This is a genomic window from Flavobacterium sp. CG_9.10 (genome assembly GCF_015752245.1).
Lineage (GTDB): Bacteria > Bacteroidota > Bacteroidia > Flavobacteriales > Flavobacteriaceae > Flavobacterium.
In genome coordinates this window covers 354,361-370,779 of sequence record NZ_JADOVD010000001.1, presented here as the reverse complement: position 1 = coordinate 370,779, position 16,419 = coordinate 354,361, and the positions used below count along the sequence as shown (strand labels likewise).

General features: G+C 35.1%; 13 protein-coding genes. 1 reads left to right on the top strand and 12 read right to left on the bottom strand.

Going from position 1 to position 16,419, the window contains the following annotated elements:
• Positions 1-131: 131 nt before the first annotated feature.
• From dtd to IWX84_RS01590, 8 genes are all read right to left on the bottom strand, one after another.
• Positions 132-584 (bottom strand): D-aminoacyl-tRNA deacylase, encoded by a 453-nt coding sequence (gene dtd / locus IWX84_RS01625; RefSeq protein ID WP_196849006.1) that lies wholly within the window; start codon positions 582-584, stop codon positions 132-134.
• A 99-nt stretch (positions 585-683) separates the two neighbouring features.
• A complete protein-coding gene (gene rsgA, locus IWX84_RS01620) occupies positions 684-1,661 on the bottom strand; it encodes a ribosome small subunit-dependent GTPase A (protein WP_196849005.1) in 978 nt (325 codons plus the stop codon).
• Between the two features lie 213 nt (positions 1,662-1,874).
• Positions 1,875-2,957 carry a bifunctional 3-deoxy-7-phosphoheptulonate synthase/chorismate mutase type II gene (locus IWX84_RS01615; RefSeq protein WP_196849004.1) on the bottom strand — a complete coding sequence of 361 codons (1,083 nt, stop codon included), beginning with the start codon at positions 2,955-2,957 and terminating at the stop codon, positions 1,875-1,877.
• A 56-nt stretch (positions 2,958-3,013) separates the two neighbouring features.
• On the bottom strand, positions 3,014-3,874 hold the full coding sequence (locus IWX84_RS01610) for a prephenate dehydrogenase (RefSeq protein ID WP_196849003.1): 861 nt from the start codon (positions 3,872-3,874) through the stop codon (positions 3,014-3,016).
• Between the two features lie 61 nt (positions 3,875-3,935).
• Positions 3,936-5,087, bottom strand: coding sequence for an aminotransferase class I/II-fold pyridoxal phosphate-dependent enzyme (locus IWX84_RS01605; RefSeq protein ID WP_196849002.1), 1,152 nt, complete (start codon positions 5,085-5,087; stop codon positions 3,936-3,938).
• An 83-nt stretch (positions 5,088-5,170) separates the two neighbouring features.
• Positions 5,171-5,998, bottom strand: coding sequence for a prephenate dehydratase (locus tag IWX84_RS01600; RefSeq protein WP_196849001.1), 828 nt, complete (start codon positions 5,996-5,998; stop codon positions 5,171-5,173).
• Between the two features lie 364 nt (positions 5,999-6,362).
• Positions 6,363-7,616, bottom strand: a complete 1,254-nt coding sequence (locus tag IWX84_RS01595; RefSeq protein WP_196849000.1) for a dicarboxylate/amino acid:cation symporter — start codon at positions 7,614-7,616, stop codon at positions 6,363-6,365.
• A gap of 108 nt (positions 7,617-7,724) precedes the next feature.
• Positions 7,725-8,339, bottom strand: a complete 615-nt coding sequence (locus IWX84_RS01590; protein ID WP_196848999.1) for an outer membrane beta-barrel protein — start codon at positions 8,337-8,339, stop codon at positions 7,725-7,727.
• 156 nt (positions 8,340-8,495) lie between these two features.
• On the opposite strand from IWX84_RS01590, the gene gldA reads away from it, so the two are divergent.
• Positions 8,496-9,395, top strand: a complete 900-nt coding sequence (gldA, locus tag IWX84_RS01585; RefSeq protein ID WP_196848998.1) for a gliding motility-associated ABC transporter ATP-binding subunit GldA — start codon at positions 8,496-8,498, stop codon at positions 9,393-9,395.
• Positions 9,396-9,399: 4 nt separating this feature from the next.
• Here the strand turns inward: gldA and IWX84_RS01580 are convergent, their stop codons facing one another.
• The 4 genes from IWX84_RS01580 to IWX84_RS01565 all read right to left on the bottom strand — a co-directional run bounded on the left by IWX84_RS01580 (position 9,400) and on the right by IWX84_RS01565 (position 16,217).
• Positions 9,400-10,707 carry a TIGR00341 family protein gene (locus tag IWX84_RS01580; RefSeq protein ID WP_196848997.1) on the bottom strand — a complete coding sequence of 436 codons (1,308 nt, stop codon included), beginning with the start codon at positions 10,705-10,707 and terminating at the stop codon, positions 9,400-9,402.
• A 370-nt stretch (positions 10,708-11,077) separates the two neighbouring features.
• Entirely contained in the window at positions 11,078-12,034 is a 957-nt protein-coding gene (metF, locus tag IWX84_RS01575; RefSeq protein ID WP_196848996.1) for a methylenetetrahydrofolate reductase [NAD(P)H], read from the bottom strand.
• 80 nt (positions 12,035-12,114) lie between these two features.
• Positions 12,115-14,793 carry a methionine synthase gene (metH, locus tag IWX84_RS01570; protein ID WP_196848995.1) on the bottom strand — a complete coding sequence of 893 codons (2,679 nt, stop codon included), beginning with the start codon at positions 14,791-14,793 and terminating at the stop codon, positions 12,115-12,117.
• 386 nt (positions 14,794-15,179) lie between these two features.
• The gene (locus IWX84_RS01565) at positions 15,180-16,217 is read right to left on the bottom strand and encodes a homocysteine S-methyltransferase family protein (RefSeq protein WP_196848994.1); all 1,038 of its coding nucleotides are present in this window, start codon (positions 16,215-16,217) and stop codon (positions 15,180-15,182) included.
• Between the last annotated feature and the right edge of the window lie 202 nt (positions 16,218-16,419).

Here is a 16,419-nt window from a genome sequence, read left to right as displayed (position 1 = left end):
TTATTTTTACCCATCGTTATTTGAATTTTGCAACTCTAAATTACGATTATTTTAAGAAGCCATTAATTTGGCTTCTTTTTTATCGGACAACAATGCTCAAAAATATAAGAATTATTCGATTAAAAAAAAACTTAATTTTTATTTTTACTGTCAATAGTTATAGTCACCGGGCCATCATTTAACAAAAGTACTTTCATGTCTGCACCAAAAATACCCGTTTGAACTTTCTTACCCAGCTCAATTTCTAGGTGTTTCACAAAATTCTCATACAAGGGAATGGCAACATCTGGTTTTGAAGCTTTAATATACGATGGACGATTTCCTTTTTTAGTAGAAGCATGAAGTGTAAATTGGCTTACTACGATTATATCTCCATCAATGTCTTTTACAGATAAATTCATCACATGATCTGCATCATCAAAAATACGAATATTGGCAATTTTACCTACCAGCCAATCAATATCTTGTTGAGCGTCATCATCTTCAATACCAACTAAAACCAATAATCCTTTTTGGATATCGGCTACAATTTTATTTTCTATGGTTACCGAGGCGGAGGAAACTCTTTGAAGGACGATTTTCATTTATAAGTCTTAAAATTTTAAAGTCGAAAGTCAAAAAACTATTCTAAATATTTAGTTAATGCTGACTTTCGACTTTCGACATTGCAACTTTCGACACCTTTATTCTCTGGTCTTATCACTTATTATTCGGTCCTCATTATGAATATCGGTACGATAATTTTCATCATCACCTTCCAGAATTTTCAGGTAACTTCTATAACGGGACCAGGCTATTTCGTCTTTTTCCAATGCGGCTTTAATGGCGCAATGTGGTTCGTCTTTATGCAAACAATTATTAAATTTACATTGCTCTTTCAACTTGAAAAATTCAGGGAAATAACCACTAATTTCTTCTTTTTCCATATCGACAATTCCAAAACCTTTGATTCCCGGCGTATCTATAATTTTGGCATCAAAAGACAAATCATACATTTCGGCAAAAGTTGTGGTATGTTGTCCTTGCTTGCTCGCTTCAGAAATTGTTTTTGTTTTTAGATGTAAAGTCGGTTCCATGGCATTGACTAATGTGGATTTCCCCACACCGGAATGTCCTGAAAACATACTCACTTTACCAATCATCATCGCTTTCAACTCTTCAATTCCTTTCATTTCAGTCGAAGAGACGCGCAGGCATTTATATCCAATCTCCTGATACACGTGCTGCATGTATAATTGCTCATCAAGTGTAGCGTCATCAAAAGTATCAATTTTGTTAAAAACCAAAATTGTTTCAATTCCATAGGCTTCGGCAGTTACCAGAAAACGGTCAATAAAATTAAAAGTCGTTGGTGGATTATTTATCGTAACCAATAAAAAAACGCGGTCAATATTAGACGCAATAATATGCATCTGATGTGATAAATTCACTGATTTTCGAACAATATAATTCTTTCTATCGTGAATTTTATGAATGGTTCCCGTTACTATATCTGATGTTTCCTCTAGTTCATAATCTACAATATCTCCCACAGCAATTGGGTTGGTACTTTTAATTCCTTTGATTCGGAATTTCCCTTTCATACGGCATTCTATAAAATCCCCTTGTTCAGATTTTACGGTGTACCAACTTCCTGTAGATTTGTAAACGAGTCCTGTCATTTTTTATATTTAAGATATTAGATCTATGATATATGTTTTAGCATAAATAAAATATTTTGCAAAGATAAATGATTTATGGAGGTTTTTCGATTTTCGAAGTGTCTAAAAAAAACAAAAAATCCCAAAACATTAAGCCTTGGGATTTCATAAATTTAAATGCTCAATCACTTAAATCTAAATTCAGCAATCGTTACTCTACAATCTTAAATCATTTTACGCATTTAATACTTTTTCTTGGTGGCCAATACTTTCCTGGTGAATCGCCTTAAACATTTTAAGCACAAACTCTTCTGTCAAGCCTTTTTTCTCGCCTTCAAGAATCATTTTTCCAAGAATTTCATTCCAACGCGTATTTTGAAGAATTGCAACGTTAGCGTCTTTTTTTACTTGACCTATTTCATCTGCTACTTTCATACGTTTTCCTAGCAAGTCTAATAAATTCTCATCCAAGATGTCAATATTCGTTCTCAATTTCGTCATTTTTTGAGTAAATTCTTCCGATGCATCATTTTGCTTTCTTACTTTCAAATCAATAAAAATTTGTTTCAAAGCCGTTGGCGTCACTTGTTGCGCTGCATCACTCCATGCATTGTCTGGGTCATAATGAGTTTCTATAATCATACCGTCATAATTCAAATCCAACGCTTCTTGCGTCACTTCGAGAATCATTTTGCGATCTCCCGTAATATGAGACGGATCAATTATAAGAGGTAAATCAGGGAATTTATTTTGCAATTCGATAGGAATCTGCCATTCTGGAATGTTTCTGTATTTTGTTTTCTCATAAGTAGAAAAACCTCTGTGAATTACTCCCAGTTTTTCAATTCCTGCATTGTATAAACGCTCCACTCCGCCTAACCACAGAGATAAATCTGGGTTTACTGGGTTTTTTACCAAGACAATTTTTTTTGTTCCTGCCAAAGCATCTGCAATTTCTTGCATAGCAAATGGATTTACAGTCGTTCTGGCTCCAATCCATAACACATCCAGATCATATTCTAACGCTAATTTTACGTGAGCAGCATTCGCCACTTCCGTTCCCATTAGCAATCCAGTTTCTTCTTTTGCTTTTTTAAGCCATTTCAAGCCTATCTCCCCAACACCTTCAAATCCTCCCGGACGCGTTCTTGGTTTCCAAATTCCTGCTCTAAAAATACTTACATCAGAATCTTTCAATTCATGTGCAATTTTCAATACTTGTTCTTCAGTTTCAGCACTACAAGGTCCTGCTATCACTAATGGATGAGTCAAATTGAATTCATTCAACCAATTTCTCATTTCTTTCTTGTTTTCCATCTTTTCTAAATTTTATTTTTTTTTAGTTTTTAGTTATTTTTAAACAACGGGATTGGCTATTTTTTCACGTTCATTCCGTTTAATATTTCCTTTATTTTATTCACACTCTGCATTTCATCGTAAATCGCATCGTAATCTTCCTTTTCTAACAGTTCTTTAAACTTTGATAAATTAGAAATGTATTCATCCAATGTTTTTACCACTTGCTTCCTGTTTTGTTTAAAAATAGGCGTCCACATCGCTGGAGAACTTTTGGCTAGACGAACGGTGCTTTCAAAACCGGAACCCGCCATATCAAAAATATCTTGTTCGTGTTTCTCTTTATCAATCACCGTTTTTCCTAGCATAAAGGCACTGATATGTGATAAATGCGATACATAAGCAATGTGTTTGTCATGCGATTTTGGGTCCATATAACGGATTCTCATTCCCATTGCCTTAAACAAATCCAAAGCTCTTTCCTGTAATTTGAATGTCGTTTTTTCTACTTCACAAATAATATTCGTTTTCCCTTTAAACAATCCTTTTATCGCTGCCGAAGGTCCTGAAAACTCGGTTCCAGCAATAGGATGCGTGGCAATAAAATTGCGCCTTTTAGGATGATTGGCCACTGCTTCGCAAATGGGCATTTTAGTAGAACCCACTTCAAAAACAATCGTATGATCACCAATAACATCCAATACTTTTGGCAAAACCGTCAATGCAACATCAACAGGAACCGAAACGATTACAAAATCGGCATCGATTAAATCATCAAAAGTTGCGCCAGCATCAACAACTCCGAGTGCAATTGCTTCCTCCAAATGAATTTCATTGTTATCAATCCCATAAATTTTGGCTTCCGGATGCAGGGTCTTGATGTCCAACACCATCGAACCGCCTATCAATCCTATTCCTATTACATAAACATTAGTCATAAAGTCTTAAAGTTATAAAGTCGAAAGTCACCATGACCTCCAAATTCGTAATTCATAATTATTAATTTGTAATTCTCAAAATCGCTTCCTGCACTTTTTCCTCATTTACACACAATGCAAATCGAATATATCCTTCTCCATTAGAACCAAAAATGGTTCCCGGCGTAATGAAAATCGATTTGTCATATAAAATATCATTAATAAAATTCTCTGCCGATGTGATTCCGTCCGGTAATTTTGCCCAAACAAATAATCCAACACCTTCCTTGTACACTTTACAACCCAATTTCTCTGCCAATTGTTCGGTAAGAATTCTGCGTTTTCTATAAATTGCATTCATCGATTCAAACCATGACTTCTCGCTTTTCAAAGCTTCAATTGCCCCTTTTTGAATCCCGTAAAACATTCCGCTGTCCATGTTGCTTTTTACTTTTAGTACCGCATCTATACAGGCTGCATTTCCTAAAACCATTCCCACTCTCCAGCCTGCCATGTTAAAAGTCTTGCTCAAAGAATTCAATTCCAAAGCTACGTCTTTAGCTCCTTCCACTTGCAACAAACTCATTGGATTGTCATTCAAAACAAAACTATACGGATTGTCATTTACTAACAAAATGTTATGCTTTTTGGCGAAAGCCACTAATCTTGAAAACAATTCCAAACTTCCGCTCGCTCCTGTTGGCATGTGCGGATAACCAATCCACATGATTTTAACTTTCGATAAATCCAGTTTTTCCAAAGCTTCAAAATCCGGTTCCCAGTTATTATTTTCTTTTAAGTCATAAAAAACTGGAACTGCTCCTACTAAATTAGTAACCGAAGTATACGTTGGATATCCTGGATTTGGAATCAGCACCTGATCTTCTTCATTCAAAAAAGCCAATGAAATATGCATAATTCCTTCTTTGGAACCCATCAAAGGCAAAATTTCGCTCGCTGGATTCAACGCTACTTGAAAGTTGTTCTGATAAAAATCAGCCATACCTTGTCGTAATTCCGGCAATCCTTGATAACTCTGATATTGATGTGCATTTTCATCTTGCATTGCTAAAACTACTGCATCAATAACAGCTTGTGACGGCTTTAAATCCGGACTTCCAATTCCCATATTGATAATTGGCTTTCCTTCAGAGGCCAATTGTCTTACTTCTCTCAATTTTGAGGAGAAATAGTATTCTTCAATTATATCTAGACGTTTCGCTGTAGTAATCATGCTATTAAATATTTCTCTTTTCAGAGCTTTTTATTATTTTATTATTTTGACTTTCGACCTTTAACTTTCGACTTTTAGACTAATTAAGGCTTTGTATTTTTATATTCGCCTAGTACTTTGAAGTATTCTGCCATAATGGTCAATAATGCTTTTGCCTTGGCATAATCTTCGTATTTTTCGAAAGTAACATCCACAAAAAAGGAATATTTCCAAGGTGTTTCTATTTTTGGTAGCGATTGTATTTTGGTTAGATTCAATTTACAATCACTCATTACATTCAAAACCGCTGCTAAGCTACCACGTTTGTGATCCAATTCAAATTTGATGGAAGCTCTGTTTATTTCATTTTTAGAAACAAAATTATCCGCTTTATTAATGATCACAAATCGTGTCATATTATTATTAATCGTCTGAATTTCTGGCGCCAAAATTTCTAATTCATACATTTCAGAAGCCGTTTTACTTGCAATTGCAGCAATTCCTTTCAACTGATTTTGATGTATTCTTCGAGCCGTTTCAGCAGTATCTTTATCTTCGACTAATTTTATGTCCGGATACTTTTTCAGAAACTCCATACATTGCAATAACGCCATCGGATGGGAATGTACTTCCAGAATATCTTCTATTTTCTGCCCTTTTAAAGCCATTAAATTTTGATGAATATCTAAATAATGCTCTCCTATAATGTGTAAATTGTTTTTATCAATCAAGGCATAATTCGGAATAATTGGCCCCGCAATAGAATTTTCTATCGCCATAACCGCCTGATCTGATTTCCCTGAAAGCAAGCTATCTACTAATTCTTCAAAAGACAAACACTCCTCTACCTCAACATTTTGATAGTAATAATCCTGTGCCACCTGATGATGAAAAGAGCCTTTTATACCTTGTATTGCAATTTTTGTACTCATATTCTAAACTTTTAAGCAAAAAAAAATCCTGATTTTCATCAGGATTGTATATTAGTTTTATTTGTTTGTTTTTTTCAAATAACCATAGCACAATCCCTTACTTCCTAAAGAAGAAATAATAAGTGTTGCTAAAATAAAAACGGTTATTAGACATTGTAGGTAGTGTGTTATTTTTAATAATTATGATACAAATGTAGCCCTTATTTCAAACCGACCCAAAAAAAAATATTGTTTTATGCAACAAAAAAAGAATTCTTTGTTAAACAACCTTTTTATTATCAAATACTTAAATAAATGATTTTAATTTAGGGTTTATTACAGATTTCAAAATGACTTTTGAGTTAATTTCGATTCAAAAAAATATTTAAGCGGCTATTTTAACCGAAAGCCATTTTTTCCCTTCCGCAATTCGGGTAATCAGCATCGAGGAAACAACATCGCCATTGGCATTTAATAAAGTGGCCATAGGATCCACTAAAGTCCCCACAATCATAGCAGCCGGTAATGCTTGCTCCATCGGAAAACCATAAATAGTAATTGCCAAAATCTCCCCTATATAACCACCATTTGGAATTCCACCTTCAACCACCGAAACGATTACTGTAATCCCTAATGCTAACAACAAAGTGTGTGGATCCGTAAAATCTTTGCCAAACATGGCAAAAATAACCGCAATCTTTATAACGGATGACATACTAGATCCGTCTTTATGCAGAGGTGCTCCTAATGGTATAGCAATATTGCGAATATGTGCCGGTATATTCATTTTCTCTGCAGCTTCTAAATTGGCAGGAATAGTCGCGATACTGCTGCACGTTCCCAAAGCCGTTAAGGCAGGTGTGATATTATTTCCCCAAAAGACTTTTAGTGCCTTTGTTCCTCCCGCTATAAAAGCATAAAAACTAAAAAACACGACAAAATAGAAAGCACAAACCGCATAATAAAGTCCCAAAGGTTTAGCATAAGCTCCAAATAATTGTGGCCCAAATATGCCCACCTGATATGCAAAGTAAGCTCCTAATCCTATTGGAGCGGTTTTCATTATCAGATGCAGCAAGTGTTTCATTACTTCGTTTCCAGAATTTAAAAAATCTCTAAAACTGGCTCCTTTTTCACCCGAACGTAAACTCGCAAATCCTATTAAGAAGGAAAATATAATTAAAGCTAACATACTTTTTCGAGAAAGCAATTCATAAAAATCACCTGCAGTAAGCAATTGGGTAATTTGCGATCCTGCATTACCACTTTGAATACTTTCCAATGGTATCTTTGAAATGATAATATCTTGATGAATCGGAAAAAGCAATACTCCGATAATCATTAATATTGCCGAAACAAGTACGGTACTTAAAAAGACGCCGATAACAATCACAAATAGTTTTCCTAATTTCTCAGATTTTTCTAAGCTGGCAATCGAAGAGGCAATAGTGAAAAAAATCAACGGTATTATTGCTGTAAATAGTAAATTCAAAAATATATCACCTAATGGTTTGATGATTTCTACATCTTTTCCAAAAACTAATCCTAATATACTTCCGGCTATAATTCCGCATAGTAACCAAATGATGCTGCTATATGTTTTAAACAAACTACTTGATTTACCGTTTTGTTGATTCATGTTTTCTAATTTTTTATAAATATATAAATCTAATGAGATAAATAACTTTTAAAATAAAAAAACACTCGAATACCAAGTGCTTTTTTAAAAATTCATTCCATATATATATTAAAAATTTTTTGAAATTCCTGCGTTAAATGATTGCCCAAAATTAAATTCAAATATTTTTGTTTTTTGAGGATTATCAGATGTATTTTGAGCAGTAGTTTTATTAGAATTATATCCCAATCCTCCAAAACCAAAGTTCAATCCAAAACCTTTCTTAATGTTAATTTGCAATGCTGGAGTAATACCAATACCAAATCCGCTTGATTTTACAGTACTAGTTGAGATACTGCTATTATATCTTGTACTACCAAAATTATAACTTGTTACTAAATCCGCATAAACTGCAAAAGTATCATTTAATGGTTTGGCATATCGAACAAAAGGACCTACACTATAATAATTTGATAAATTATCAGCTGAACTCGATCCATTATTAGTTGAACTCGATTCTCCATTTAAGAATGTAGCACTCGATTGAATCCCAACTGTCCAATTATCATTATATTGGTACCCAACCTTTGGTGAAATGCCAAAAATATTTTGTTTAGCTTCACTTTCTGAAGTATTTATTTTTTGCGAGCTAAACCCAACATTTCCAGCTACCAAAACTGTGCCTTTTTGGGCACTTGCAAAACTAATTGAAGCTAACGCTAAAACAATCATCATTTTTTTCATAAATTTTTTATTTAAATTTAATGTTTATTTAACAATAATAATGCCACAATTTATCTTGCGGATTTTTAATGCTTTTATCAAAATGAGATTATTTCAAAAAACAAAAATTTAGCATTCAAAGATTATTCTGTTTACTTTTGTAACAAATAATACGTCATGTCAATAGAAGTAAATAATATATCAAAAAGTTACGGTGCTCAAAAGGCATTGGATAACATTTCGTTTTCTATAAAAAAAGGGGAAATCGTTGGTTTCTTGGGTCCAAATGGAGCCGGAAAATCTACTTTGATGAAAATATTGACCACTTATATCAATGCTGATGAAGGTTCCGCAATGGTAAATGGACATGATGTAAACACCAACCAAAAGGCAGTACAACTTTCGATTGGTTATCTTCCGGAACACAATCCGTTGTATTTGGATTTATATGTGAGGGAATATTTAGCTTTTAATGCTGATGTGTATAAAGTAGCCAAATCCCGAATAGACGAAGTGATTCAACTAACGGGTTTAACCACCGAAAGCCATAAAAAAATAGGACAATTGTCTAAAGGATACCGTCAGCGTGTAGGTCTTGCCAACGCATTATTACACAATCCAGATGTTTTGATTCTAGACGAACCAACAACAGGTTTAGATCCGAACCAATTGATTGAAATACGTAATGTCATCAAAAACGCAGGTAAAGACAAAACCGTTTTCCTTTCCACACACATTATGCAGGAAGTGGAAGCCATTTGTGATCGAGTTATAATCATCAACAACGGAAAAATTGTAGCCGATAAAAAACTGGATAACTTAATTTCCGCCGACAAAGAACAAATTATCGAAGTAGAATTTGATTATAAAATCGAAGAACAAGCTATTGCTAAGATCCCACATTTAAAATCTTTCAAAAACACCCACGATTTCTCTTGGGAATTAACCTTTTTATCTGATAAAGATATGCGGCCTGCCGTTTTTGATTTTGCTCATGATAATGGTTTGAAAACACTACAACTGAATCAGAAAAATAAAAATCTGGAAGCTGTTTTTAGAGAAATAACAAAAAAATAGATATTTATCCCTGTCTATAAATTTCTACTTTTCCTTTTGAAAGCCTTTGTTGCAGCCACAAAACCAATTTTTTCTTCGAACTCTTAGAAAGTTCTTTTTTACTTATATAAACCATCACGGGAACTACTTTCGCCGTGGTGCTATTTTCATCATATACGTGATTTGATATCGAAAGATTTTCAATCTCCGGAAAAATAATTTTGGTTTCTGCCAATATTGCTTTATTATCGTAACTATTTTTCTTTATTAGCTTCTCCAAGTTAGCAATTTTCACGTCTTTTTCATTCAAAATAGATTTCTCAAAATTTATTTGGTTTGAAATATATTTTTTGATGTCAGTTGTATCCTGTCTTATTTTCAATTCCGTACTTTCAATTCCGTACGTTTTTAATCTTTGGTTCAGTATTTTCAATTCATCCTTACTGGTTTTTTTGGTTAAAAAAACTAGTTCTATTCTTTTTGGAATAATGTTCGTTTTAATTTTTTTATATAGGATTGTATATCCTTTACTTGTAAATTCATCGTTTATAAAAGCTTCAACTTTTTGATTAAATTTCCGTTGTTCAATTAACACATATGCAAAGTAAATACTAGGAATAATTAATACCACAATTATTGCGGTCATTGCAAATCTAACACGTTTTTCACGCTTCTCATCTACTTGTTTCGCTTGTGGATATTTCAAATATTTCACAATAAAAAAAGTAGCAATACAGATAAACACACAGTTGATAGTATATAAATAAATGGCTCCAAAAAAGAAACTAAAATTTCCTATGGCTAAACCATATCCAGCCGTACATAAAGGTGGCATTAAAGCTGTGGCAATGGCGACACCTGGAATTGGATTTCCCTTTTCAACTCTTGTTATGGCGATAACTCCAACGAGTCCACCGAAAAAGGCAATAAAAATATCATAAATATTAGGAGAAGTCCGAGACAACAATTCAGATTGCGTATCCTTGAATGGACTTAAATAAAAGTAAATAGTTGAAACAAATAATCCGACAATCGTTGCAATTAAAAGATTTTTTAATGCTTTTTTCAAGAGCTCAAAGTCATATATTCCCAGGCCAAAACCTGCACCAACAATAGGCCCCATTAAAGGAGAAATGAGCATCGCTCCAATTACTACAGCCGTTGAATTCAAATTCAACCCAACCGATGCGATTACAATTGCACATGCCAAAATCCAAAAATTAGCACCTCGAAAAGAAATATTACCTTTTACATTTTCTAATACTTTTTGCCTGTCCTCTTCTCCAGAATAAAGATTTATAAAATCTAAAATTTTGTATAGAATACCTTTCATAGATGTAGGCTGTATTATTTAGTTTAAAACCAAAGGCAAATAAAGTTCTGTGATTTACGGCAGTAAATCTAGACAAATTAATTGTTATTTTTCTTTATACTTAAGAGAATACAATTAATTTACTAAATCTTACTTCCTACAAAAATAGACATTATATGATTTAATACCCCATTCTTAATTTAAAAATACCTGCCACATTAATTTTAATTTTGTTAATACACCAAGGTTTAAAAAAACGACAAATCAATCAAAAAAAAATTGCCGAAGCTGTTTTTAGGAAAATCAAGAAGGACTATTCTTTTTTTAGATAAAAAACTCGTTTAAAAAATAAATTAAACGAGCTTTTTTAGTAGTTTAAAATCTTCGAAATTTAGAAAACCTTACTAGCAATTTGTCGAATATTTTCTGATTTTCCCATTGAATAATAATGCAAAACAGGAACGCCTGCTGCTTTCAATTCTAACGATTGTTGAATCGCCCATTCGATACCAACTTGTCTGATGTCATTATTATTTTTGCATTGACTAACGGCATGAATCAAGTCTTCAGGCAAATCGATTCGGAAAATTTGTGGCAATACTTGTAAGTGCCTTTGCACAGCAATTGGTTTAATCCCCGGAATAATAGGAACGGTAATACCCATTTCTCTGGCTTTGGCAACAAACTCAAAGTATTTTGCATTATCAAAAAACATTTGGGTTACCACATAATCAGCACCTGCATCTACCTTTTCTTTCAATCGTTTCAAATCTGAAATTAAGGAGGGCGATTCTAAATGTTTTTCTGGATAACCTGCAACTCCTATACAGAAATTGGCTTTGTTATCAACATCCATTACTTCGTGCAAATATTTCCCCTGATTCAATAAATTGATTTGTTTAACCAAGTCAACGGCGAAATCATTCCCGCCATGTTTTGGCATAAAATACTGTTCATCTTTCATCGCGTCACCGCGCAATGCCATTACATTATCAATACCCAAATAATGACAATCAACCAATAAATACTCGGTTTCTTCTTTCGTAAATCCACCGCAAAGCACGTGAGGAATGGTATCTACATTATATTTGTGTTTTATGGAAGCACAAATCCCTAGAGTCCCAGGACGCATTCTTGTTAGTTTTTTGTCTAACAATCCGTTGCCTTTATCTACATAAATATACTCTTCGCGAGAAGTCGTTACGTCTATAAAAGGTGGTTTAAACTCCATCAACGGATCAATATTATCGTATAATTCCTGAATGCTTTTCCCTTTTTGAGGTGGAATAATTTCAAAGGAGAATAATGTTTCCCCGTTTGCGCCTTCGATATGTTGTGTTACTTTCATTCTTTTTTTGTTTAAAGTTTAAAGTTTAAGGTTTAAGGTTTCTTTCGAACAACTTTAAACTTTAAACCTTAAACATTTTTTTAATCTGCAATATTTGGATTCAGCCATTTCATCGCCACTTCGGTGGAAACGCTTCTGCGTTTGGCGTAATCGATAACTTGGTCTTCTTTTATTTTTCCAAGTCCGAAGTACTTACTTTCCGGATTTCCAAAATAATATCCAGAAACCGATGAAGCGGGCCACATGGCCATACTTTCGGTTAAAGTCACTCCTATTTCTTCTTCCACATTTAGTAATTTCCAGATTGTAGGTTTTTCTAAATGGTCGGGACAAGCCGGATAACCTGGCGCCGGACGAATACCTTTGTAGGTTTCAGCAATCATGTCTTCGGTGCTCAAGGCTTCATCAGCCGAGTAACCCCAAATTTCTTTACGGATTTTTTCGTGGAGATATTCGGCGAAAGCTTCCGCAAAACGGTCTGCCAACGCTTTGACCATTATTGAATTATAATCGTCTAAATCTCTCTCAAATTCTGCTGCCCATTCATCAACACCAAAACCGGTCGTTACACAAAACGCCCCCATGTAATCGGTTTTACCAGAATCTTTTGGAGCAATAAAATCAGACAAAGCGATGTTTGGAGCGCCTTTTGTTTTTTGGGATTGCTGACGCAAAGTCAAGAATTTATCCAACACTTTTCCACTTTCGTCTCTCAATTCAATATCATCATCATTAACTTGGTTGGCTGGGAAAATTCCATAAATTCCTTTGGCTGTCAGTTTCTTTTCTTTTAAAATAATAGCTAACATTTCCTGTGCATCTGCAAAAACGGAAGTAGCCTGTTCACCAACAACATTATCTGTTAAAATTGCCGGGTATTTTCCGAACAATTCCCAAGTTCTAAAAAACGGCGTCCAGTCAATATACGGAACCAAAACATCCAAATCAACTTCAATGGTTTTTGTTCCAATAAAATTAGGCTTCATTGGGCTATAATTATCCCAATTCAATTGCAATTTATTTTTCCGAGCTTGCTCAATCGTCAAGAAATTTTTATCTCGCGAACGATTCAAAAATGTCTCTCTAAAAGCATCATATTCCGCTCGTATATCGCTTGCGTATATTTTTTTATCTTTATTTAGTAAATTTCCAGCAACCGTAACGGCTCTCGAAGCATCGTTGACGTGAATAACTGTTTCTCTATATTGCGGTGCAATTTTCACGGCAGTATGCGCTCGTGAAGTAGTAGCCCCACCAATCATAACAGGAATTTTTATGTTTCTTTTGTCTAATTCCTTAGCCAAATAAACCATTTCATCAAGCGAAGGGGTTATCAATCCGCTTAATCCAATAATATCAACGTTGTGTTCTATGGCCGCAGCGATAATTTTCTCTGGAGCAACCATTACACCCAAATCGATGATTTCGTAATTATTGCAAGCCAAAACAACCGAAACAATATTTTTTCCAATATCGTGCACATCTCCTTTTACAGTCGCCATTAAGATACGACCAGCAAAACTCGAAACACCATCCTTTTCCGCTTCGATAAACGGCAATAAATAAGCTACCGCTTTTTTCATTACGCGGGCAGATTTTACCACTTGCGGCAAAAACATTTTCCCCGAACCAAATAAATCCCCAACGACATTCATCCCCGCCATTAAGTTGATTTCGATTACTTCGATTGGTTTTGCAGCTGCCTGTCTGGCTTCTTCAACATCAATTTCTATAAATTCATCAACTCCTTTTACTAGCGAATGGGTAAGCCTTTCCTGAATAGTTCCCGAGCGCCACTCCTGAACTGCTTTTTCATTGCTTTTGGTATCCCCTTTTACATTTTCGGCAAAGTCCAACAATCTTTCGGTTGCATCCTCTCTTCTGTTTAGAATTACATCTTCAACGCGCTCTAAAAGATCCTTTGGAATTTCGTCATAAATAGAAAGCATTTCCGGATTCACGATTCCCATAGTCATTCCGTGTTGTATGGCATGATATAAAAAGACCGAGTGCATAGCTTCGCGAACCGTGTCATTTCCTCTAAACGAAAACGAAACGTTACTTACGCCTCCGCTAATATGCGCATGAGGAAGATTTTCTCTAACCCATTTCGTCCCTCTGAAAAAATCCAATGCGTTCAGGCGGTGTTCTTCCATTCCTGTAGCCACTGGAAATATATTCAAATCGAAAATAATATCTTGGGCTGGGAAACCAACTTTGTTTACCAAAATATCATACGAACGTTGGCAAATTTCTATTCTACGTTCATAATTGTCCGCTTGACCTACCTCATCAAAAGCCATTACAATTACTGCAGCACCGTAACGCTTGATCAATTTGGCGTGATGAATGAATTGCTCTTCTCCTTCTTTCAACGAAATAGAATTCACGACACTCTTTCCTTGTACTACTTTTAGACCCGCTTCGATAATATCCCATTTTGAGCTATCAATCATGATTGGAACTCTAGAAATATCCGGTTCAGCTGCGATTAAATTCAGGAATTTTGTCATAGCATATTCGCCATCCAGCATTCCTTCATCCATATTAATATCGATGATTTGTGCGCCACCTTCCACTTGTTCTTTAGCAATACTGAGTGCTTCTTCGTATTTTTCTTCTTTGATTAACCGAAGGAATTTTCTAGAACCAGTCACATTCGTGCGCTCACCAATATTCACAAATACGCTTTCCGGCGTAATGATTAAAGGCTCTAATCCCGATAATACAAGGTTTTTTCTATGTTCTTTGTGTGCCATTTTAATTTGAGTTACTAAGTTCCTAAGTTGCTTAGGTCCTAAGTTATTTTATTATATCATTTGCTCTTTACAAAGCTCTTTTTCAATTTTTTGGGCGTGACCACAAGGGTCGGGCTATTCGCTACAAGTCCTCGTCTCTTCCCAAAAGACGAGACTGTGGGCTTTTCACTGCTATCCCTCACGCAGTTTTGTGATAACAACAATATTATTTGCTTCTTTTTGTCATTCCGATGAACGAAGCAAACTCACTATCTGAATCAACTGATGCGATTTTTTCTCGTTCTACGATCCTGCAAGGTTTCCAAAACCTTGTAGGTATTTTTTTCATTAACCATAATCTCATTTTATACCTACAAGGCTCAAAAAAAACCTCGCAGGAAATATCACTACATCGTGGCCGTTGAAACTCTTGGTTTATACTCCTTTGCGATATCAGCAATCAACTTGATGTGTTCCGGCGTTGTTCCACAACAACCGCCTATGATGTTTACTAAATTATCGTCTAAATATTCTTTGATGAATGCTTGCATTTGTTCCGGTGTTTCATCGTATTCTCCAAAAGCGTTTGGCAATCCTGCATTAGGATGTGCGGATACATTGAACGACGTATTTTGTGACAAAGTCTGTAAATATGGTTTTAACAAATCGGCACCAAGAGCACAATTGAAACCAACACTCAACAAAGGAATATGAGAAACAGAAACTAAAAAAGCTTCTACCGTTTGCCCAGAAAGTGTTCTTCCTGATGCATCCGTAATGGTTCCTGAAACCATGATTGGAATATCGATATTACGTTCGTCTTTGACTTCTTCAATGGCAAAAAGTGCGGCCTTTGCATTTAACGTGTCAAAAATGGTTTCCACCAATAATAAATCACTTCCACCATCAATTAAGGCTTCAACTTGTTGTTTGTATGCTATACGTAAATCATCAAAAGTTACGGCTCTGTAACCTGGATCATTTACATCTGGCGACATGCTCGCTGTTCTGTTTGTTGGTCCTATCGAACCCGCAACAAAACGAGGCTTATCTGGATTTTTCGCGGTGAATTCGTCGGCTACTTCACGGGCAATTCGTGCCGATTCGTAGTTTAGTTCATAAACCAAATCTTCCAAATGATAATCTGCCATTCCGATAGTGGTTCCTGAGAACGTATTGGTTTCAACGATATCAGCTCCTGCTTCAAAATAAGCAGCATGAACTGCACGAATCGCTTGTGGCTGCGTGAGTGACAATAAATCGTTGTTCCCTTTTAAGGAATGTGGAAAATCTTTGAAACGTTCGCCTCGGAAATCTTCTTCGGAAAAATTGTAGCGTTGCAACATGGTTCCCATTGCTCCATCTAAAACAAGAATTCTTTCTAAAAGAGCCCCCCTAACCCCCGAAGGAGGAGTTGCTGGTGATGCTTGTATTGTATCTAACATAACTTATGATAATTTTAATTTAGAAAATTTTCTAAATCTGCACTTTTGATTACTATCTACAAAAGTTCACTATTTTAGCTCTTTAGCCCCGATGGAAACGGCATCCTTTTGTGCCGGGGTTCGGCATAAAAGATAAAGTGTACAGCGGGAAGATTATCAGCAAAAAAGCCTGATAATTCGCTCCTGATACTGAAATTAATTC

Excerpts from the sequence above, each read along its gene's own strand:
- dtd (WP_196849006.1), bottom strand. The coding sequence starts at position 584 with ATGAAAATCGTCCTTCAAAGAGTTTCCTCCGCCTCGGTAACCATAGAA.
- rsgA (WP_196849005.1), bottom strand. The coding sequence starts at position 1,661 with ATGACAGGACTCGTTTACAAATCTACAGGAAGTTGGTACACCGTAAAA.
- IWX84_RS01615 (WP_196849004.1), bottom strand. The coding sequence starts at position 2,957 with ATGGAAAACAAGAAAGAAATGAGAAATTGGTTGAATGAATTCAATTTG.
- IWX84_RS01610 (WP_196849003.1), bottom strand. The coding sequence starts at position 3,874 with ATGACTAATGTTTATGTAATAGGAATAGGATTGATAGGCGGTTCGATG.
- IWX84_RS01605 (WP_196849002.1), bottom strand. The coding sequence starts at position 5,087 with ATGATTACTACAGCGAAACGTCTAGATATAATTGAAGAATACTATTTC.
- IWX84_RS01600 (WP_196849001.1), bottom strand. The coding sequence starts at position 5,998 with ATGAGTACAAAAATTGCAATACAAGGTATAAAAGGCTCTTTTCATCAT.
- IWX84_RS01595 (WP_196849000.1), bottom strand. The coding sequence starts at position 7,616 with ATGAATCAACAAAACGGTAAATCAAGTAGTTTGTTTAAAACATATAGC.
- IWX84_RS01590 (WP_196848999.1), bottom strand. The coding sequence starts at position 8,339 with ATGAAAAAAATGATGATTGTTTTAGCGTTAGCTTCAATTAGTTTTGCA.
- gldA (WP_196848998.1), top strand. The coding sequence starts at position 8,496 with ATGTCAATAGAAGTAAATAATATATCAAAAAGTTACGGTGCTCAAAAG.
- IWX84_RS01580 (WP_196848997.1), bottom strand. The coding sequence starts at position 10,707 with ATGAAAGGTATTCTATACAAAATTTTAGATTTTATAAATCTTTATTCT.
- metF (WP_196848996.1), bottom strand. The coding sequence starts at position 12,034 with ATGAAAGTAACACAACATATCGAAGGCGCAAACGGGGAAACATTATTC.
- metH (WP_196848995.1), bottom strand. The coding sequence starts at position 14,793 with ATGGCACACAAAGAACATAGAAAAAACCTTGTATTATCGGGATTAGAG.
- IWX84_RS01565 (WP_196848994.1), bottom strand. The coding sequence starts at position 16,217 with ATGTTAGATACAATACAAGCATCACCAGCAACTCCTCCTTCGGGGGTT.